Origin of the sequence: Microbacterium sp. LWH13-1.2 (assembly GCF_038397735.1) — a bacterium.
Classification (GTDB): Bacteria; Actinomycetota; Actinomycetes; order Actinomycetales; family Microbacteriaceae; genus Microbacterium.
This window is the reverse complement of sequence record NZ_CP151635.1, coordinates 1-18807: the sequence shown is the minus strand read 5'-3', so window position 1 is coordinate 18807 and position 18807 is coordinate 1. Positions and strand designations below refer to the sequence as shown.

Sequence of the window (18807 nt, the reverse complement as noted above, 5' to 3'; positions counted from 1 at the left end):
GGTTAGGCTTAGCTAAGTAAGCCGCGTTCCTGAGAATAGAGGCGGTCGCGAGGGCGAGTCAAGTTTTAGGATAGCCTTGCCTAATGCTTCGCGTCTCAGCCCTTCTTCTCGCAGCCGTTCTGGCCGTCGGCCTCGCCGGGTGCGCAGGCCCGGGGGCCTCCGCCGCGCCGCAGAAGAGTGACGCCGCAGACACCTGCCCCCAGGCATCCGTCCCGCTCGCCGATCTGGATCTCGTCGACGACGTGCGCAGCGCGACCGGCGGATCCACGGCCTGCCTCTCGAGCCGCGCGATCGAGCCGGTGGCCGACGAGGCAGCTCCCGCGCTTCCCGTCACGATCACCGACAGCGAGGGTCGCGAGGTCGAGATCACCGATGTCGACCGCATCCTGCCGATCGACATCTCGGGCACGATCGCTTCGACCGTCTTCGCCCTGGGCCTCGGCGACCAGGTCGTCGGCCGGGACTCGTCGACGATGTTCGCCGGCACCGAAGACCTCCCCGTGGTCACGAAGACGGGGCACACGCTGAACGCCGAGGCGATCCTCGAGCTCGCCCCCACCGTCATCCTGACCGACACGACCATCGGCCCGAAGGAGATCCGCCAGCAGCTGCACGACGCCGGGATCACGGTCGTCGTCATCTCGAGCGACCGACGCCTCGACACCACCGACGAGCTGGTCACCGAGATCGCCACGGCTCTCGGCGTGCCCTCTCGTGGTGCGGCCCTGATCGAGCGCCTCGACGCGGACCTCGCAGATGCCCTGGCCGAGATCTCCGAGGTCGTGCCGACCGACGTCGACGACCGCGCGCGGATGCTGTTCCTCTACGTGCGCGGCAACGCGAACATCTACTACATCTTCGGCGAGGACTCAGGAGCCGACTCTCTGATCGACGCCGTCGGCGGGGTCGACGTCGCCGCAGAGATCGGGTGGGAGGGCATGAAGCCGATGACTGCCGAGGCACTCGTCGCAGCCCGACCCGACGTGCTCGTGATGATGACCGACGGACTCGAATCCGTCGACGGCATCGACGGACTCATCGAGCGCATCCCCGCGATCGCCGAGACTCCCGCCGGAGCGAACCGTCGCGTGATCGACATGGCCGACAGCGAGATCCTCGGCTTCGGCCCTCGATCTGCGGATGTGATCGAGGCGATCGCCCGCGCCCTGTACGCCCCGTCGGAATCCGCGACCGCCGAGCCCGCGAAGTGAGCCGCGAGGTCGTCACCCGCACGCCGTCGAGACACCTCGGGCTGCGTTTCGCGCTCGTCATCGCCGGCCTCGTCGCCGCCCTGCTCGTGACCTGCATCGCATCCATCACGAGCGGACAGTATTCGCTCTCCCCCTCCGACCTCATCGGCGTGCTGCTGCGCGGCATCGGCATCGACACCGCCTGGGCCCCCACCGAGGCGACCGACTACGGCGTGATCTACAACCTTCGCCTCCCCCGCCTCGTGCTCGGCCTGCTCGTCGGCGCGGCCCTCGCCGTGTCGGGTGTTCTCATGCAGGCGATCTTCGGCAACCCGCTGGCGGATGCCGGTGTCGTCGGCGTCTCGTCCGGTGCCGCGCTCGGCGCCGCCGCGAGCATCACGCTGGGCCTCGCCTCGTTCGGCATGTGGACCACCCCCGCGTTCGCCTTCCTCGGCGGGCTGATCGCGGTGCTCGCGGTGTACTTCATCAGCCGATCGGGCGGGCGCACCGAGGTCGTCACCCTGCTGCTCACCGGCATCGCGATCAACGCGATCGCAGGCGCGGGCATGGCCTTCCTCACCTTCCTCGGCACGACGTCGACACGCGAGCAGATCGTGTTCTGGCAGCTCGGTTCGCTGAACGGCGCCCTCTGGTCGAACGTGGCCCTGGTCGCTCCGCTCGTCGCCATCGGTGTCGTGGTCGCGCTCATCGTGTCGCCACAGCTCGACCTCTTCTCCCTCGGCGAGCGCACCGCCCGACACCTCGGCGTCAACGTCGAGCTGCTGCGGATGGTCGTGATCGTCACGGTCGCGGTGCTGGTCTGCGCCGCCGTCGCCTTCGCCGGCATCATCGGATTCGCGGGTCTCGTCGTGCCCCACCTGATGCGCATGATCATCGGCCCCGCGCACCTTCCGCTCACGATCGCCTCGGCGTTCGGCGGCGCACTGCTGATCGCGATCGCCGACCTCGTCGCCCGCACGGCGGTGCCGCTGGCCGATCTGCCCATCGGCATGATCACCTCGCTCGTCGGCGGACCGTTCTTCCTCTGGCTGCTCGTGCGCACGCGCCGACGCTCGGGAGGATGGGCATGAGCGCCGTCGACACCGCCACCCGACTGCAGGCGAGCGGCGTCACCGTGCTCGTGGGCGACGACCGCGCGATCCTCGACGACGCATCGATCGAGGTCAGAGCGGGCGAGATCCACGCGCTGGTCGGGCCCAACGGCGCGGGCAAGTCGACGATGTTCGGGGTTCTCGCCGGCGACGTGACCCCGAGCGCGGGCGCGGTGCTGCTCGACGGTTCGCCGATCACCGGCATCCGCGCGCAGGACATGGCACGAGCGCGAGCGGTGCTGCTGCAGGAGAACGCGGTGTCGTTCCCGTTCAGTGCCGAGCAGGTCGTGCGCATGGGCCGGGCGCCGTGGGCACGCACCGGGGCCGCGGAGGACGACGACGAGATCGTCGCCGCAGCGATGGCTTCGACCGAGGTGCTGTCGTTGTCCACGCGTGCGGTGACCTCACTGTCGGGAGGTGAGCGCGCCCGCGTGGCGCTGGCCCGCGTGATCGCGCAGAGCACCGGCATCCTGCTGCTCGACGAGCCGACCGCCGCACTCGACCTCAAACACCATGAGGACGTGATGCGCCTGATCCGCTCTCAGGCGGATGCCGGCATCGCCGTCGCGATCGTGCTGCACGACCTCAACGCCGCTCTCGCGCACGCAGATCGAGTGACGCTGCTCTCGGAGGGCCGGGTGGCCGCGACGGGCGCAGCCGCCGACGTGCTCACGGCCGAGAGGATCGAAGACGTCTACGGTCAGCCGGTCGACGTGTTCCCGCATCCGATGACGGGCGTGCCGTTGGTGGTCGCGCGCCGCGGGCTCTGACCCGGTCGGTTCAGGCCCGGTCGCCTCAGGGGCGCAGCGGAAGGACGTCCGACAGGTCGGCGCGCGTGCCGGAGGCACTGACGCGACCGGATGCCGCAGCATCCGCCCAATGCTCCGCGCCGATGGCGACGGCGATCCACGTCGCCGCATCCATCTCGACGACGTTCGGCGGTGTCCCTCGCGTGTGCCGGGGACCCTGGATGACCTGCACCGCACCGAACGGCGGCACCCGCACCTCGACGCTGTTGCCGGGCGCCTTCTCGTCGAGCAGCTGCAGCAGGTACCGCACGGCCGTCGCGAGGTCGGTGCGCTGCGGCTTGTCGCCGGCGGCATCCGCGCGAGTCACCGCGTCGAGAGCCGCGCGCCCGTCGATGATGTCGATCTTCCTGGAGGGCATGAGCACCAGGGTACGCCGGGGTCGTTCGCCGAGGATGCACGCGCGTTTCGCGAGGACGTTCGCGCTTCGAAAGGACGGATTCACCGGATTCGGCCGTCCGAAGCGCGGATCTCCTTCGCTGACGGACACGCCGCCCGCCTGCATACCCGCGCACAGGCATAGGCTCGAGGCGATGAGCCAGAATCCCGATACCCTGCACGGCGCGCGGGCCGAGCTGCTCGCCGCGACGCAGCGCAGCGAGAATTGGGCGCGACCTTTCCCGCCGATCGTCGGCAGCGCCCACCCGGCATCCGTGCTCGTGCTGTTCGGCCGACTCGACAGCGTCCCCGCTCGGACCGACGAGGCGACCGTGGCGGCCGACCTCGACGTGCTGCTGCAGCGCCGGGCCGCGACTCTGTCGTCGCACCCTGGCCAGGTGTCGTTCCCCGGCGGCAGGCGCGAGGACCAGGATGCGGATGCCGCCGCCACCGCCCTGCGCGAAGCCGAGGAGGAGACCGGACTCGACCCGTCAGGCGTCGAGGTCTTGGCCACGCTGCCCGAACTGCCCCTCGCCGCGAGCAACCACGTCGTCACGCCTGTTCTCGCCTGGTGGCGCTCACCGTCGCGGGTCGCAGCCGTCGACCACGCCGAGACGGTCGACGTGTTCCGGGTGCCCGTGGCGCAGCTGCTCGACCCCGAGATCCGATTCACCTCGACCATCCACCGCCTGGGCCGCACCTGGCGCGGCCCCGCCTTCGACATCGACGGCACCATCGTCTGGGGTTTCACAGCGATGGTGCTCGATGCGCTGTTCGACGCAGCCGGCTGGACGGCGGAGTGGGATCCCTCGGTCGAGCGTCCGATCGAGCTCTGAGTCGCAACCCGCCGAAACCCGCGTGCCCTCGTCGGTAGTCTGGATACGTGAAGATTCTCGTCCTCGGTTCCGGTGCCCGTGAGCACGCGATCATCCTCGCTCTGCGAGCAGAGCAGGCGGAGCACGAGATCTTCGTCTCCCCCGGCAACGCCGGGATCGCGCAGGATGCGACTCCCGTCTCAGTCGATATGCTCGACGGCGCCGCGGTGACCTCGTTCGCGAACGAGCACGCCATCGACCTCGTGGTCGTCGGCCCCGAGGCCCCGCTGGTCGCCGGCGTCGCCGATGTGCTGCGCGCGCACGGGATCCCCGTGTTCGGCCCGGGCAAGGCCGCGGCTCAGCTCGAGGGCTCGAAGTCGTTCGCGAAGCGGATCATGGATGCCGCGGGCGTACCCACCGGGCGCGCGGTGCGCGCCACCACCACCGCCGAGGTCGAGGACGCGTTCGACGAGCTCGGCGCCCCGTACGTGGTGAAGGCCGACGGACTCGCTGCGGGCAAGGGCGTGATCGTCACGTCCGACCGCGCTGATGCGCTCGCCCACGCCGAGCACTACCTGCCGTCGGGCCCCGTGCTGATCGAGGAGTTCCTCTCGGGCCCCGAGGTCTCGCTGTTCTTCCTGAGCGACGGCGACACGGTGCGCGCCCTCAGCCCCGCGCAGGACTTCAAGCGCGCACTCGACGGCGATGAGGGTCCGAACACCGGCGGCATGGGCGCGTACTCGCCGTTGCCGTGGCTCGCCGACCAGTTCGGCAGCGAGCAGGACTTCGTCGAGGAGGTCACGCGGGACGTCGCGCTGCCCGTCATCCGCCAGCTCGACAGCGAGGGCACCCCATTCATCGGTCTGCTGTACGCCGGCCTCATCCTCACGCCCGCGGGTGTTCGCGTGATCGAGTTCAACGCCCGCTTCGGCGACCCCGAGACGCAGATCGTGCTGCCGCGCCTCGTCACACCGCTGTCGGGGCTGCTGCTCGCCGCGGCATCCGGCACCCTCGAAGATCAGCCGGAGCCCGTCTTCAGCGACGACGTCGCGATCACCGTCGTGCTCGCCAGCGAGGGATACCCCGAGGCACCGCAGACCGGTCGTCCGATCGAGGGTCTCGCCGACGCTGCGGCCGTCGAGGGCGTCCGTCTCGTGCATGCCGCGACCGCCAGCCCTGACGCCCCGGGAGGCTCGCTCATCGCGACCGGCGGACGCGTGCTGAACGTCGTCGCCGTGGCATCCGACTTCCGCACCGCGCGCGACCGTGCCTATGACGCCATCGGCCGCATCCGCCTCGACGGCTCGCACTTCCGCACCGACATCGCGGCTCGCGTCGCGGAGTAACACCGACCGACGACGCGGAAGGCCCCCACCCGGAATCGGGTGGGGGCCTTCCGCGTGGACAGTCTCAGAGCACCTTCGAGAGGAAGTCCTTCAGGCGCTCGTTCTTCGGGGCGCCGAACAGCTCGGCGGGCGGAGCCTCCTCGACGACGACGCCGCCGTCCATGAAGACGGTGCGTCCCGACACCTCGCGGGCGAAGCCCATCTCGTGCGTCACGAGGACCATCGTCATGCCGCCCGACGCGAGGTCGCGGATCACCTGGAGCACCTCGCCGACCATCTCGGGGTCGAGGGCGCTGGTGGCCTCGTCGAAGAGCATGATCTCGGGGTCCATCGCGAGCGCACGGGCGATCGCGACACGCTGCTTCTGACCGCCGGAGAGGGATGCCGGCTTCGCATCCGCCTTCTCGGCGAGACCCACGCGATCGAGCAGAGCGAGCGCGCGCTCCTTCGCCGCGGCCTTCGACAGCTTGCCGAGCTCGATCGGGGCGAGCGTGATGTTCTCGAGCACGGTCATGTGCGGGAACAGGTTGAAGTGCTGGAACACCATGCCGATGCGCTGGCGCACCTCGTCGAGCTTCACGCTCTTGTCGGTCAGGTCGACACCGTCGATGACGACGTGACCCGAGGTCGGCTCCTCGAGCTTGTTGAGGCAGCGCAGCAGGGTGGACTTTCCCGACCCCGACGGACCGATGACCGCGACGACCTCGCCGTCGTCGACCGTCAGATCGATGCCCTTGAGCACATGGTTGTCGCCGAACGACTTGTGCAGGTCTCTGACCTCGATCTTGCTCATGCGTTGAACTTCCTCTCCAGGCGGTTCGCGAGCAGCGTGAGAAGCGTGATCACGACGAAGTAGATGATGGCGACGATGGTCAGCACCTGGGCCGACAGGTACGTCGAGGCGATGATCTGGCGAGACACGAACGTCAGCTCGGCGAGGCCGATGACGCTGATCAGCGACGTGTCCTTGAGGGTGATGATTCCCTGGTTCACGAACGACGGGATCATGATGCGGAACGCCTGCGGCAGCACGACCTTCTGCATGGTCTTCCAGTGACCGAGACCGAGCGAGCGCGAGGCCTCGTTCTGGCCGGGGTCGACGGCCTGGATGCCACCGCGGATGATCTCGGTCATGTACGCACCCGTGTTCAGCGAGAGCGTGATGGCTCCGGCGACGAACGGGTTGAACGTGAGCCCGGGGAACAGCTGCGGGATGGCGAAGAACACGAAGAACGCCTGCACGAGGATCGGCGTGCCTCGGAAGACGAACACGTACGCGGTCGCGAGCCAGCGGAACGGGAGGAACTTCGAGATGCGCCCGAATCCGAACACGATGCCCAGGATGAACGCGGCGACGAGGGCGACGAGCGTCGCGAGGATCGTCAGCCACAGTCCCTCCATGAGCGCGGGCCAGTACTTCACGGCGACCGAGAAGATATCGGTCGCCTGCGTGGTCTCCTCGCCACCGGCGAGGTAGGTGTCGACGATCTCGTCGTATTCGCCGGAGGCCTGGAGGTTCGCGAGTCCCGCGTTGAACTTCTCGATCAGCTCGGGGTTCTGCCCCTTGTTGACCGCGAAGCCGTACTCGCCACCGAGCTCGGGATCGCCGACGAGGCGGAAGCCGGATCCTTGCTGGATGCCGTAGGCGAGCACCGGGAAGTCCTCGAAGTAGCCGACGGCCTGACCGGCCTTGACGGCGTCGACCATGTCCGTCGTGTCGGAGTACGGCGTGACTCGGAAGCCGTACTCGTCCTGGTTCTCCTCGGCGAACGTCTGCCCCTGGGTGCCGGTCTTGACCGCCACCGTCTCTCCGTCGAGGTCGTCGAGCGACTGGATGTCGCTCGCATCGAGCACGCCCAGCTGGATGCCGCTGGTGAAGTACGGATCGCTGAAGTCGAAGATCTGCTGACGCTCGTCGGTGATCGACATGCCTGCCATGACGGCATCCACCTGATTCGACTGAAGAGCCTGCAGAGCTGCGTCGAAACCGAGCTGCCGGATCTCGACCTCGAAGCCCTGGTCCTCGGCGATAGCCCGGAGCAGATCCATGTCGATGCCGACGAGGTCACCCTCGGGCGAGGTGAACTCGAACGGCGCGAACGTCGTGTCTGTACCGATGACATAGGTCTCGGTGTCGTCGGCCGCAGTGGCGGCGGACGCGCCGCCGAGCAGTGCACCGGCCGCGATGAACGCCGTGAGCGCCATCGCCCCGACGGTGCGTCCGAACGTGCGCAGACGCGCAGACGCGGAAGAGGGATTTCGGATCACGACGGATGCTCCTCGGATCGGATGGGCGACAGGATGCTGCCACCGGGATGGTCGTCGACCATCCACCCTAACCGGCGTCGGCGTGTCGCCGTGTCCTGAGGGCTACCGCACGCTCGCGGCTAGAGCGTGATCCAATACCGGCGCACCGGGACGACGCCGTGTTCGGGCAGCACGCGGACGTCCTGCAGCACGCCTCCTGCACCTTCGATCGTGCGGAAAGACCCGACGTTGTCGTCGTCGCAGGTCACCATCACGCGCTCGAGTCCGATCTCGCGCGCCCGCTCGAGTCCGAGGCGCAGCGCGGCCGCGGCATACCCCTGACGACGCCGTGACTCGCGCACCGCGTAGCCGATGTGACCGCCCACCTCGCGCAGGTAGGCGTTCAGTTCGTGCCGGAACGAGAGGAACCCGACGACCTCGCCGTCGTCGACGACCCAGTACAGGTCGTTGTGCACGGCATCCTCAGGCAGCTCGGCGGTGGTGTCGGAGAGGAGGTCCGACTTCTCGATCAGAGCATCGAGCGTCGCACGGTCGGGGGTGACAGGCGCCTGCAGACCCGACCCGTCGATGTGCCCGTCACCGAATTCGGCGACAGCTGCCGCCCAGGAGTCGAACAGGTCTGTGGTGGGCCTCGTGAGCTCGATCGTCATCGCCCGATGAGATCACATCGGCGCGACCTGCGCAAACCGGGAAAGCCGGGCCTCCCGCACCATCGTGCAGAAGACCCGGCTCGCCGTCAGAGGCGGGTCACGCCGCGGGCGCGGGCGCCTCCGCCTGCGCGGATGCCGTGGCATCCGCCTTGTCGTAGCGCCCGAGGAAGAGCGATGCGACGAGCGCGACGACCATCACGCACGCCGGCAGCAGGATCGCCTGTGACATACCGGCCGCGAACCCCTCGGCGACCTCGGGCGGCAGCGATCCGCCTCCCTCGATACCCGCGGGAGCGTCGGCGAGCCCCGGGAGGTTCGCCTCGAGACGCGACTGCATGAACGCGGCGATGGACGCCGAGCCGATCACCGACCCGATGGTGCGGGTGGTGTTGTAGATTCCCGCGCCGGCACCGGCCTGGCGAGGAGGCAGCTTGCGCGTCGCGGTGGTCGCGAGCGGTCCCCACATGCCCGCGTTGCCGATGCCCATCAGTGCCGAGGGCAGCAGGAACATCCAGATCGGGGTGTCCATGTTGATGAGCGCCGAGTACCAGATCAGGGCGACGACGACGCACAGCAGACCGGGGATGAGGATGATGCGCGGGTCGACGCGGTCGAGCAGCTTGCCGGCGAACGGCGCGAGCACGCCCGACAGCACGGCCATCGGGATCAGCAGCAGCGCAGCTTCCGTCGGTGTGAGTCCTCGCGCGGTCTGCAGGAAGAACATCATCGGCAGCGACATGCTCGTCACGGTGAAGCCGACCGCGGCGATCGCCACGTTCGCCCCCGAGAAGTTGCGGTCGCGGAAGAGCGCGAGGGGCACGAGCGCCTCACTGCGCGTCCGCGACTGCTGCACGATGAACAGCGCGAGGATCACGAGTCCCACGATGATGAGGCTCCATACCGAGATCGGCCCCCAGATCACACCCCAGTCGAACTTCTCGCCCTCCTGAAGACCGAAGACGATGAGGAACAGTGCCACGGCGCTCAGGATCACACCGAGGATGTCGAAGCGATGCGGACTCGTCTGCAGCTTGGGCACGAGGCGCCAGGCGAGCACGAACGCGACGATGCCGACGGGGATGTTCACGAAGAAGATCCACTCCCAGCCGAGGCCGTCGACGAGCAGCCCGCCGACGAGCGGACCCACCAGCGTCGCGACTCCGGCAGTCGCGCCCCAGAGGCCCATGGCCGCGCCGCGGCGCTCGGGCGGGAACGTGCGGGTGATGACGGCCATCGTCTGCGGCGTCATGAATGCGGCACCGAGACCCTGCACGGCGCGTGCGGCTGTCAGCATCTCGAGCGAGCCCGACAGCCCGCACCAGAGCGACGCGAGCGTGAAGATCGCGAGGCCGATGAGGTAGATGTTCTTCGGCCCGAAGCGGTCGCCCAGCCGCCCGGTGATCAGCAGCGGCACGGCGTAGGCGAGCAGGTAGGCGCTGGTGACCCACACGACGTTGTCGAGGTTGTTGGTCGTCGGGTCGAGGGCCGCCTTGATGGCGGGGTTCGCGACCGAGACGATCGTCGTGTCGACGAGGATCATGAAGAAGCCGATGACGAGCGCCCAGAGCGCCGGCCACGGGCTCGCAGGTCGATGACCTGCGGCGAAGGTTCCGGTCGAGGGACCGGAGGACGAGGATGCCACGGGCTGGCGTCCTGTCGAGGAAGGATCGGTCATTGCTGTGCGGCCTTTCGCTGTGCGCGGTAGCGGTCTGAGTACTCGAAGGCACTGGGGCCCCAGGGGAACTCCTCGGCCTCGAGTCGGTCGATGAGGGAGTCGATCCAGCGCAGCTCGGCGTCGAGCAGCACCTCCTGACGCTCGAACTCGACGAGCACCTGCTCGGGGACGCCGCCGCGTCTCGCGCTGACCAGCCCGTCGCGATGCGAGACATGCCCCTCATCGAGAGCCGCACGCCGCAGACGCAGCGCTTCGATCACGTCAGCGCTCTCGAGGTTGTGGGCCTCGGCGAGCGCGATGCGAAACTCGGTCGGCCGGTCGATGATCGACAGCTCTCGACGCAGCCAGGTGATGAGAGCGTCTCGCCCGGCATCCGTCAGCGAGTAGGTCGTGCGCTCGGGACGATTGCCGTCACGATCGCTGCCGACCTCGTCGATGAGACCGGTCCGTTGGAGGCGTCCGACCGTGTGATAGAGCGTGCCGTTGGTGATCGAGAGCAGGCGTTCGTCGCGCCGGGCTCGCATGAGCCGCACCATCTCGTAGGGGTGCATGTCGCCCTCGCGCAGCAGCGCGAGGATCATGACGGCCATCGGGGTCAGGCGGTCGGTGGTGTCGTTCGGCACGCGCATCCCTTCCAATAGTCCATATGGACTATACGCCGAGATATGTGCTCCGGCAACGTCGCGGTGGTGTCCCTCCGCTCACTGAAGAGCGGCCCGGAGCTGCGCCGGCGAGAGTGCCCGGTCTGCGTACACGAGCCGCATCACCGACGGGTCGGGATTGCCGAGGTCCGGCGCCCGATGCACGAGTTCGAGTCCGAGCTTCTCGGCCACGCGTGCCGACCCGGTGTTGTGCTCGACGAGGTAGGCGATGACCGGCCGGTCGAGGTCGGTCTCCCGTGCCCGCGCGACGCCTGCGCGGGCCAGCTCGGTCGCGAAACCACGTCCGTGGTGGTCGGCGGCGATCCGGTACCCCACGTTCCAGACCTCGTCCCCGAGCAGCGTGCATCCGCCGTTGCCGATCACCTCTCCGGTCTCTCGCAGCCGAGCGACCCACGACCCGAGCCCGGCGGTGCTCCAACTGCGCTCCCACCGCTCCATCATCCGGATCGTGTCGTCGGGAGTGGTGTGCCTGAGGCTCGGATAGTGCGTCCACACCCGCGGATCGCTCTGGATCGCGAACACCGCGTCGAGATCCGAGGGAACAGCCCGCGACAGCCGCAGTCGATCGGTGAGGAGGTCGTCAGTCACATCACCACGCTAGACAGCCCCGCCGACACTCGGGCCATTCGACCGCAGCGCGCTCAACTGCTCAGTCTGCGCAGAGCCGACCCCTTGTGCGCCGCCGTGTCTCCGCTCTTCTCCGACTTCACGATGAACGCGGGCTCGTCTTCGGATGCGGTGAAGCTCTGCCCGGCGAACCGGAAGTCCTTCGTCCGCTTCTCCTCGACGGTACCCTGCGTCCGCCCCTGCGGGGTGTTCCAGCTCACCCGGTCACCCGTGGACAGGTCCTTCGACATGTTCCCTCCTATCGCTCCCGTCGAGGGTCGCCGATGCCGCGGGGCTCGCGCCAGCCCTTGACACGACACCGGCGACGTCTACCGGGATAATGGGCGGGTGAGCACACCTTCGGACAGCAACGCGCAGACCATCCCCGGCTGGCGCCACATCTACTCGGGCAAGGTCCGCGACCTCTATGCCTCGGATGACGCCGCCGACACCCGCATCCTCGTGGTCGCGTCCGACCGCGTGAGCGCGTTCGACTTCGTGCTGTCACCGGGCATCCCCCAGAAGGGCGCGCTGCTCACGCGTCTCAGTCGCTGGTGGTTCAGCCAGCTGAGCGACGTTCCGAACCACCTCGCCGAGGGCGAGATCCCCGCGAGCGTCGCCGACCGGGCCATGCTCGCGCAGTCGCTCGAGATGCTGCCGGTCGAGTGCGTCGTGCGCGGCTACATCACCGGCTCCGGCTGGGCCGAGTACACCGAGAGCGGCACCGTGTGCGGCATCCCGCTGCCCGAGGGCCTGCACAACGGCGACCGCCTGCCCGAGCCTCTGTTCACCCCCGCCTACAAGGCGCCGATGGGCGAGCACGACGAGAACATCACCTTCGAGCAGACAGTCGAGCTCGTCGGCGCCGACCGTGCGGCCGAGCTGCGCGATGTCTCTCTCTCGCTCTACTCCCGCGCGGCCGCGATCGCCGAGGAGAAGGGCCTGATCCTCGCCGACACCAAGTTCGAGTTCGGGACGGATGCCGAGGGCATCCTGCACCTGGCCGACGAAGTGCTCACGAGCGACTCGTCGCGGTACTGGGACGCCGAGGCCTGGCGCACCGGCACGACGACGAAGGAGCGCATGGCGAGCTTCGACAAGCAGATCGTGCGCGACTGGCTGGCCGCGAACTGGGACAAGCAGGGCGAGCCGCCCGTGCTGCCCGACGACATCGTCGAGCGCACCGCCGACCGCTACCGCGAGCTGATCGAGCGCCTCGGGGCCTGACGCGCACACCCAGGCAACACTCAGGAATCGGTAGTGTTGCTCCAGCACTCCCCTCCCCCGATCCTGAGGAGCCCGCATGCCCCTGTGGAAGACCCACGGAAACGGCCGCACGGTCGAACCCGGCGCCGTCGTCAAGCCCGATGAGCGCCTGAACTGGCCCGCCACGATCGCGATCGGCGCCCAGCACGTCGTCGCGATGTTCGGCGCCACGTTCCTCGTGCCGACGCTGACCGGCTTCCCGGTCTCGACCACGCTGCTCTTCAGCGGTCTCGGCACCCTCATCTTCCTGCTGATCACCAAGAACCAGCTGCCCAGCTACCTCGGTTCGTCGTTCGCGTTCATCGCCCCGATCACCGCTGCGGTCGCGGCGGGTGGCACAGGTTCCGCCCTGGCCGGCGTCGTCGCAGTCGGCATCCTGCTGACCGTCGTGGGCCTGGTCGTGCAGTTCGCCGGGCTCCGCTGGGTCGACGCCCTGATGCCCCCGGTCGTCGCCGGTGCGATCGTCGCGCTGATCGGCTTCAACCTCGCCCCGACCGCGTGGAACAACTTCCAGCTCGACCCGGTGACCGCGACCATCACGCTCGTCGCGATCATCCTGTTCGCCGTGTTGTTCCGCGGCTTCCTCGGTCGCATCTCGATCTTCCTCGGCGTCGCGGTGGGCTTCATCTACGCCGCCTTCACCGGCTCGTTCGAGGTGCCCAATGCCCTGCGCGGAGGCAAGACCCCCGCAGAGCTCATCGCGGATGCTCCCTGGGTCGGCCTGCCCGAGTTCCAGCTTCCCGACTTCGTCGAGCCCGGCACCTGGTCGACCATCGCGATGTTCCTGCCCGTCGTCCTGGTGCTGGTCGCCGAGAACGTCGGCCACGTGCGCGGCGTCGCGACCATGACCGAGGACCCGGCGATCAACAAGCACACGGGTCGCGCGCTCATCGCCGACGGCGTCGCGACGACCATCGCCGGCGGGTTCGGCGGCTCGGGCACCACGACGTACGGCGAGAACATCGGCGTGATGGCGGCCACCCGCGTCTACTCCACCGCGGTCTACTGGGTCGCCGGTCTCTTCGCGATCCTGCTCGCCTTCTCTCCCAAGGTCGGCGAGGTCTTCAACTCGATCCCTGCCGGCGTGCTCGGGGGCGCGACCACCGCGCTGTACGGCCTGATCGGCATCATCGGCATCAAGATCTGGGTCGACAGCAAGGTCGACTTCTCGCGCCCGGTGAACCAGTACACGGCGGCCGTCTCGCTCGTTATCGGCATCGCCGGATTCTCGATGCAGCTCGGCGACTTCGCCTTCGGCGGCATCGTGCTGGGCACGGTCGCGGCACTCCTGATCTACCACCTGGGCAACGCCATCGCCCGCGCACGCAAGACCGGCGCCGACGACCCGAAGCCGCTCGAGGCCGTGGGCCCGCTGGGCGGCGACCCCGCGTAATCACGCACCACGCACCACCACGAGATCCCGGATGCCGCAGCTGCGGCATCCGGGATCGTCGCGTCAGGGCGCGGGTCGCGCTCAGGCGATGACGGCGAGCACCGCGTCGGGCGCGATCGCCGCTGAGAGCTCGGCGCGGTGCGAGAGCGTGCCCGCCCGGTGAGCCGTGACCGTGGTCTCCATCTTCATGGCGTCGAGCACCGCGACCGGGTCGCCCTCCGAGACGCTCGCGCCGTCGTCGGCGAGCCAGCGCACGAGCGTGCCCGGTGCCGGAGCACGCAGCTCGGTCGGATCGGATGCGGGCGCAGTGCTTCCGGCATCCTTCAGCCCCCCGAGCCCCGCGAGCAGGGCGACGGGGAGTCCGAGCATGACACGGCGTCCGTCGATCTCGACGGGGAAGCGCTGCAGGGTCGCATCCGGTGCGGGGCTCGGCCGCAGCTGCGGCTCCAGCCGAGGCAACAGCGTGCTCTCGATCCACTGCGTGTGCACCGCGAAGGTCTCGGTGGCGAACGCCTCGTCGTCGACGGCGAGCAGGTCGAACGGGATCACCGTGGCCGGCCCCTCGACGACGAGCTCGCGCAATGCCCGCCGTGCCCGCACGAGTGCCGCGTCACGAGAGCCGGCGTGCACGATGAGCTTCGCGATCATCGAGTCGAACGCGGGCTGCACGGCGTCTCCCGCCTCGATGCCGCTGTCCCAGCGCACGCCGGGTCCGCCGGGTATCCGCAGCGATTCCACCCGACCGGGGCTGGGGAGGAAGCCACGACCCGGGTCCTCGGCGTTGATGCGGAACTCGAAGGCATGCCCCACCGGTGTCGGGGTCTCGGTGAACGAGATCCCCTCGCCGAAGGAGATGCGGAACTGCTCGCGCACGAGATCCGTGCCGGTGACCTCCTCGGTGACCGGATGCTCCACCTGCAGTCGGGTGTTCACCTCGAGGAACGAGATCGTGCCGTCGGCCGCGAGGAGGAACTCCACGGTTCCCGCACCCCGGTAGCGCACCTCGCCGCAGATCGCGCGGGCAGCATCGTGGAACCGCGTGCGCTGGTCGTCCGTCAGGCCCGGCGCCGGAGCTTCCTCGATGAGCTTCTGGTTGCGTCGCTGCATCGAGCAGTCACGGTCGCCGACGACCACGACGCCGCCGTGTCCGTCTCCGAGCACCTGCACCTCGATATGACGCGGGCTCTCGAGGAACCGCTCGACGAAGCACTCCCCGCGCCCGAAGGCAGCGATGGCCTCACGGGTCGCCGCGTCGAAGGCATCCGCCACCTCCGACATCTCTCGCACCACCTTCAGCCCTCGCCCGCCACCGCCGAACGCTGCCTTGATCGCGATCGGAAGCCCGTGCTCCTCGGCGAACGACACCGCCTCGGCCGGCCCGGCCAGCGGCTGATCGGTGCCGGCCGCCAAGGGCGCTCCGACGCGCTGCGCGATCCGACGTGCGGTCATCTTGTCGCCGAGAGCGTCGATGCTCTCGGGCGAGGGGCCGATCCAGATGAGGCCCGCCCCCTCGACGGCCCGCGCGAACTCCGCGCTCTCCGAGAGGAATCCGTAGCCGGGGTGCACGGCATCCGCGCCGGCGGTCCGCGCCGCCGCGAGCAGGGCGTCGATGGAGAGGTACGTGGTCGCCGCGGTGTCCCCGCCCAGCCCCAGGGCCTCATCGGCGAGGCGCACGTGCAGGGCATCCGCGTCCTGATCCGCATAGACGGCGATCGACGTGTATCCGGCTTCGGCACAGGCGCGGATGACGCGCACGGCGATCTCTCCGCGATTCGCGATCAGCACCTTGGTCATGATGTCTCCTTGACGATGAAACGGACGCGCGCGCCCGGCGGCAGCTGCCCGGCGAGATCGAGGCTGCGGTCGGTGAGTGCACCGACGATCGGATACCCGCCGGTGAGCGGGTGGTCGGGAAGGAACAGCACCGGCTGGCCGTCCGGAGGCACCTGGATCGCCCCGGTCACCGCCCCTTCGCTGGGCAGCTCCCCGCCGACCGACCGTTCCAGGGGCACGGCTCCCTCGAGCCTGATGCCGACCCGATCCGAGCGCGGGGTCGCAGTCCATTCCTGGCCGGTGAGGGTCGCGAGGGCGGCCGCCGTGAACCAGTCGTCGCGGGGCCCGAGGGTGATCTCGAGGTCGACGACGTCACCGGGCGCGGGGAGCGTGCGCGGGGTGGCGATCGGCTCGACAGGATGCGGTGCGCGATCGCCCACACGGACCACGTCGCCTGCGGCCAGCGGCGCAGGTCCGAGGCCGGCGAGGGTGTCGCTCGCACGACTGTCGAGGGCCGACTCCACGTCCACACCGCCGCGGACCGCGATGACATAGCGCAGCCCGCTGGTCGGATGCCCGAGCGTGAGCTCGTCACCGTCGACCGTGGCGAAAGGCGCTCCGTGATCGATGCGACGCGTCACGCCCTCGGCGTCTATCAGGTCGAGAGAGCCGACGGCCCCCGCGACGGCGGCGACCCCCGGACCGCGGAAGCGCAGGACGACACCCCCGACGCTCTCGAGCACGGCGGCGCCGGTCTCGTTGCCCACCGCACGGTTCGCGTCTCGCATCGCACGACGATCGGCGATTCCCGAGGCCGAGACACCGAGTGCCGCGAAACCGGGGCGACCGGCATCCTGCACCAGCAGCTGCAGCGACGGACGCACGATCTCGACTGCGGCCGGCTTGGGAGAGCCCGGGTCCGGCGCACCTGCGGCGGCGGGTCGATCGGTGACAGGCCGTGCGGCGGCGCGGTCATCTGCGGCGCCCGACGTCACGACCTGCTCGCGCTCGGGTTCGAACCGCACGGTCGTGCCGGGCGACAGCAATGCGGGAGGGTCGCGGTCGATGTCCCACATCACAGCATCCGTGCGACCGATGAGCTGCCATCCGCCAGGACTCTCGCGCGGGTACACCCCGGTGAACTGTCCGGCGAGTGCCACGGATCCGGCCGGCACGCGGGTGCGGGGCGACGAGCGGCGGGGCACGTCGAACAGCGGATCGCTGCCCACCACATAGCCGAAGCCGGGGGCGAAGCCCGAGAAGGCGACCTTCCAGTCGGCAGCGAGGTGGCGGTTCACGAGTTCAGCGGCAGACACGCCCAGCAGGGATGCGGCCTCGTCGAGGTCTTCCCCGTCGTATCTCACCGGCACCGTGACCTCACCGGTGGTCGGCAGATGAGCCGTGTCGATCTCGGTCGCGGCCAGTGCATGGGCGAGCTCGGCGGCCGACACTGCCAGCGGATCGAACCGCACGAGCACGGTGCGGGCACCGGGGATGCGCTCGACCACGCCGTGCACTGCGTCCCAGGCGAGGTTCAGACGCATCGCCTCGTCGAGGTCGGCCGCTTCGACGAGAAGCGCGTGATCGGATGCGGTGAGGATGCGCATCAGACCAGGTACTCCGCATCGGGGACGTCGGTGATGAACATGTAGCCGGGTGCGTGGGTGATGGCGAAGGGAGGCTTCGAGGCCATGATCGCTGCCTGCGGGGTGACGCCGCAGGCCCAGAACACCGGCACCTCGCCCTCGCGCACCTCGGGAGCATCGCCGAAATCAGGACGAGCCAGGTCGGCGATGCCGAGCGAGGCAGGATCGCCGATGTGCACCGGAGCACCGTGTACGGCCGGGGTTCGACCGGAGATCTGCACAGCGTCCGCCACGCGATCCGCCGAGATCGGTCGCATCGAGACGACCATCTCGCCGCTCAGCCGGCCGGCCGGGGCGCAGGGCACAGCGGTGTGGTACATCGGCACGTTGCGACCGAGCTCCTGGTGGCGGATCGGGATCCCCGCCTGCACGAGACCGGACTCGAACGTGAAGCTGCATCCGATGAGGAACGAGACGAGGTCGGGATGTTCCGCCCACGCCGCGGTCGCATCGGCGACCTCGTCGGCCAGTTCGCCGTCTCGCCAGATGCGATACCGACCGATGTCGGTGCGGATGTCGCTGCCGGGCGCGAGCCTCGACTCGACCTCGCCCTGTTCGATGACCTCGAGCACGGGGCACGGCTTCGGGTTCCGCTGCGCGAAGAGCAGTGTCTCGAAGGCCCAGTCGGCCGGCACGGAGATCAGGTTCGCCTGCGTCAGCCCGACCGCGACACCGCTCGTCGGCGCGGCGTGCCCCGCCCGGATCGCGGCACGCGCCGCCCGTGCGTCGGCGAGCTGCCCGGCGGTGGCGACGACGCTCACGTCAGACCCCCGCGAACGGTGCGATCGTGATGCCGGCGTCCTGAAGCATCCGCTTGGTCTCCGCGGCCATGGCCACAGAGCCCGGGCTGTCGCCGTGCACGCAGATCGACTGCGCGCTGACGGCAACGTCTGTGCCGTCGATCGCTCGGATCACGCCCTCGCCCGCGAGGCGCACCATGCGCTCGGCGACGGCCGCGGGGTCGTGCAGCACAGAGCCCGGTTCGGTGCGCGAGACGAGCTGACCGTCGGGCTGATACGCCCGATCGGCGAAGGCCTCGGCCGCGGTCGCGAGGCCCGCGCGCTCGGCGACGTCGAGCACGACGCCACCGGCAAGGCCCAGCAGCACGAGACTCGGATCGATCGCGCGGATGGCCGCCACCACATCCTTCGACTGCCGCTCATCACGGGCGATCGTGTTGTAGAGCGCTCCGTGCGGCTTGACGTACGAGACGGTGCCTCC

Annotated in this window: 19 protein-coding genes; 7 read left to right on the top strand and 12 right to left on the bottom strand. The window is 69.3% G+C overall.

Translation table 11 applies throughout. The features are described 5' to 3' along the window. Positions 1–83: 83 nt before the first annotated feature. From MRBLWH13_RS00095 to MRBLWH13_RS00085, 3 genes are read left to right on the top strand one after another with little or no spacing between them, the layout of a single operon-like run. A complete protein-coding gene (locus tag MRBLWH13_RS00095) occupies positions 84–1211 on the top strand; it encodes an ABC transporter substrate-binding protein (protein ID WP_341956333.1) in 1128 nt (375 codons plus the stop codon). After that, on the top strand, positions 1208–2281 hold the full coding sequence (locus tag MRBLWH13_RS00090) for an iron ABC transporter permease (RefSeq protein ID WP_341956332.1): 1074 nt from the start codon (positions 1208–1210) through the stop codon (positions 2279–2281). The genes MRBLWH13_RS00095 and MRBLWH13_RS00090 overlap by 4 nt, the downstream gene beginning before the upstream one ends. Then, positions 2278–3072 (top strand): heme ABC transporter ATP-binding protein, encoded by a 795-nt coding sequence (locus MRBLWH13_RS00085; protein ID WP_341956331.1) that lies wholly within the window; start codon positions 2278–2280, stop codon positions 3070–3072. Before MRBLWH13_RS00090 ends, MRBLWH13_RS00085 begins: the two co-directional genes overlap by 4 nt. 25 nt (positions 3073–3097) lie before the next feature. Here MRBLWH13_RS00085 and MRBLWH13_RS00080 read toward each other — a convergent pair whose 3' ends face one another. Next, positions 3098–3469, bottom strand: coding sequence for a sterol carrier family protein (locus MRBLWH13_RS00080; RefSeq protein WP_341956330.1), 372 nt, complete (start codon positions 3467–3469; stop codon positions 3098–3100). Between the two features lie 172 nt (positions 3470–3641). On the opposite strand from MRBLWH13_RS00080, the gene MRBLWH13_RS00075 reads away from it, so the two are divergent. Further along, positions 3642–4322: a CoA pyrophosphatase gene (locus MRBLWH13_RS00075; protein WP_341956329.1), complete on the top strand. Its 681-nt coding sequence runs from the start codon at positions 3642–3644 to the stop codon at positions 4320–4322. A gap of 47 nt (positions 4323–4369) precedes the next feature. Further along, positions 4370–5647 (top strand): phosphoribosylamine--glycine ligase, encoded by a 1278-nt coding sequence (gene purD, locus MRBLWH13_RS00070; RefSeq protein ID WP_341956328.1) that lies wholly within the window; start codon positions 4370–4372, stop codon positions 5645–5647. A 64-nt stretch (positions 5648–5711) separates the two neighbouring features. Here purD and MRBLWH13_RS00065 read toward each other — a convergent pair whose 3' ends face one another. The 7 genes from MRBLWH13_RS00065 to MRBLWH13_RS00035 all read right to left on the bottom strand — a co-directional run bounded on the left by MRBLWH13_RS00065 (position 5712) and on the right by MRBLWH13_RS00035 (position 11759). After that, on the bottom strand, positions 5712–6440 hold the full coding sequence (locus MRBLWH13_RS00065) for an amino acid ABC transporter ATP-binding protein (protein ID WP_341956327.1): 729 nt from the start codon (positions 6438–6440) through the stop codon (positions 5712–5714). Next, a complete protein-coding gene (locus MRBLWH13_RS00060) occupies positions 6437–7915 on the bottom strand; it encodes an amino acid ABC transporter substrate-binding protein/permease (protein ID WP_341956326.1) in 1479 nt (492 codons plus the stop codon). The genes MRBLWH13_RS00065 and MRBLWH13_RS00060 overlap by 4 nt, the downstream gene beginning before the upstream one ends. Positions 7916–8034: 119 nt before the next feature. After that, complete coding sequence (locus tag MRBLWH13_RS00055; protein WP_341956325.1) at positions 8035–8565, bottom strand: GNAT family N-acetyltransferase; 531 nt, start codon at positions 8563–8565, stop codon at positions 8035–8037. A 97-nt stretch (positions 8566–8662) separates the two neighbouring features. Then, positions 8663–10105: a DHA2 family efflux MFS transporter permease subunit gene (locus MRBLWH13_RS00050; RefSeq protein WP_341958353.1), complete on the bottom strand. Its 1443-nt coding sequence runs from the start codon at positions 10103–10105 to the stop codon at positions 8663–8665. 131 nt (positions 10106–10236) lie between these two features. Then, complete coding sequence (locus MRBLWH13_RS00045; RefSeq protein WP_341956324.1) at positions 10237–10863, bottom strand: PadR family transcriptional regulator; 627 nt, start codon at positions 10861–10863, stop codon at positions 10237–10239. 78 nt (positions 10864–10941) lie between these two features. Further along, complete coding sequence (locus tag MRBLWH13_RS00040) at positions 10942–11490, bottom strand: GNAT family N-acetyltransferase (protein ID WP_341956323.1); 549 nt, start codon at positions 11488–11490, stop codon at positions 10942–10944. 53 nt (positions 11491–11543) lie between these two features. Beyond that, positions 11544–11759 carry a DUF2945 domain-containing protein gene (locus tag MRBLWH13_RS00035; RefSeq protein WP_341956322.1) on the bottom strand — a complete coding sequence of 72 codons (216 nt, stop codon included), beginning with the start codon at positions 11757–11759 and terminating at the stop codon, positions 11544–11546. Between the two features lie 97 nt (positions 11760–11856). On the opposite strand from MRBLWH13_RS00035, the gene MRBLWH13_RS00030 reads away from it, so the two are divergent. Together MRBLWH13_RS00030 and MRBLWH13_RS00025 are read left to right on the top strand one after the other, a co-directional pair. Beyond that, positions 11857–12735, top strand: coding sequence for a phosphoribosylaminoimidazolesuccinocarboxamide synthase (locus tag MRBLWH13_RS00030; protein ID WP_341956321.1), 879 nt, complete (start codon positions 11857–11859; stop codon positions 12733–12735). 76 nt (positions 12736–12811) lie between these two features. Next, positions 12812–14167, top strand: a complete 1356-nt coding sequence (locus MRBLWH13_RS00025; protein WP_341956320.1) for a solute carrier family 23 protein — start codon at positions 12812–12814, stop codon at positions 14165–14167. A gap of 81 nt (positions 14168–14248) precedes the next feature. On the opposite strand, the gene MRBLWH13_RS00020 is transcribed toward MRBLWH13_RS00025, so the two are convergent. The 4 genes from MRBLWH13_RS00020 to MRBLWH13_RS00005 form a co-directional block, all read right to left on the bottom strand. Beyond that, positions 14249–15961: a biotin carboxylase N-terminal domain-containing protein gene (locus MRBLWH13_RS00020; RefSeq protein WP_341956319.1), complete on the bottom strand. Its 1713-nt coding sequence runs from the start codon at positions 15959–15961 to the stop codon at positions 14249–14251. Then, the gene (locus tag MRBLWH13_RS00015) at positions 15958–17547 is read right to left on the bottom strand and encodes an urea amidolyase family protein (RefSeq protein WP_341956318.1); all 1590 of its coding nucleotides are present in this window, start codon (positions 17545–17547) and stop codon (positions 15958–15960) included. Before MRBLWH13_RS00015 ends, MRBLWH13_RS00020 begins: the two co-directional genes overlap by 4 nt. Next, positions 17547–18347, bottom strand: a complete 801-nt coding sequence (locus MRBLWH13_RS00010) for a putative hydro-lyase (RefSeq protein ID WP_341956317.1) — start codon at positions 18345–18347, stop codon at positions 17547–17549. The genes MRBLWH13_RS00015 and MRBLWH13_RS00010 overlap by 1 nt, the downstream gene beginning before the upstream one ends. Position 18348: 1 nt before the next feature. Continuing rightward, positions 18349–18807 (bottom strand): LamB/YcsF family protein (locus tag MRBLWH13_RS00005; RefSeq protein WP_341956316.1); only part of this gene is annotated, 459 nt, incomplete at its 5' end.

What these genes read in the sequence shown, in the direction of transcription:
- MRBLWH13_RS00095 (WP_341956333.1), top strand. Translation starts at nt 84, where the DNA reads ATGCTTCGCGTCTCAGCCCTTCTTCTCGCAGCCGTTCTGGCCGTCGGC.
- MRBLWH13_RS00085 (WP_341956331.1), top strand. Translation starts at nt 2,278, where the DNA reads ATGAGCGCCGTCGACACCGCCACCCGACTGCAGGCGAGCGGCGTCACC.
- MRBLWH13_RS00080 (WP_341956330.1), bottom strand. Translation starts at nt 3,469, where the DNA reads ATGCCCTCCAGGAAGATCGACATCATCGACGGGCGCGCGGCTCTCGAC.
- MRBLWH13_RS00075 (WP_341956329.1), top strand. Translation starts at nt 3,642, where the DNA reads ATGAGCCAGAATCCCGATACCCTGCACGGCGCGCGGGCCGAGCTGCTC.
- MRBLWH13_RS00065 (WP_341956327.1), bottom strand. Translation starts at nt 6,440, where the DNA reads ATGAGCAAGATCGAGGTCAGAGACCTGCACAAGTCGTTCGGCGACAAC.
- MRBLWH13_RS00055 (WP_341956325.1), bottom strand. Translation starts at nt 8,565, where the DNA reads ATGACGATCGAGCTCACGAGGCCCACCACAGACCTGTTCGACTCCTGG.
- MRBLWH13_RS00050 (WP_341958353.1), bottom strand. Translation starts at nt 10,105, where the DNA reads ATGATCCTCGTCGACACGACGATCGTCTCGGTCGCGAACCCCGCCATC.
- MRBLWH13_RS00035 (WP_341956322.1), bottom strand. Translation starts at nt 11,759, where the DNA reads ATGTCGAAGGACCTGTCCACGGGTGACCGGGTGAGCTGGAACACCCCG.
- MRBLWH13_RS00025 (WP_341956320.1), top strand. Translation starts at nt 12,812, where the DNA reads ATGCCCCTGTGGAAGACCCACGGAAACGGCCGCACGGTCGAACCCGGC.
- MRBLWH13_RS00020 (WP_341956319.1), bottom strand. Translation starts at nt 15,961, where the DNA reads ATGACCAAGGTGCTGATCGCGAATCGCGGAGAGATCGCCGTGCGCGTC.
- MRBLWH13_RS00015 (WP_341956318.1), bottom strand. Translation starts at nt 17,547, where the DNA reads ATGCGCATCCTCACCGCATCCGATCACGCGCTTCTCGTCGAAGCGGCC.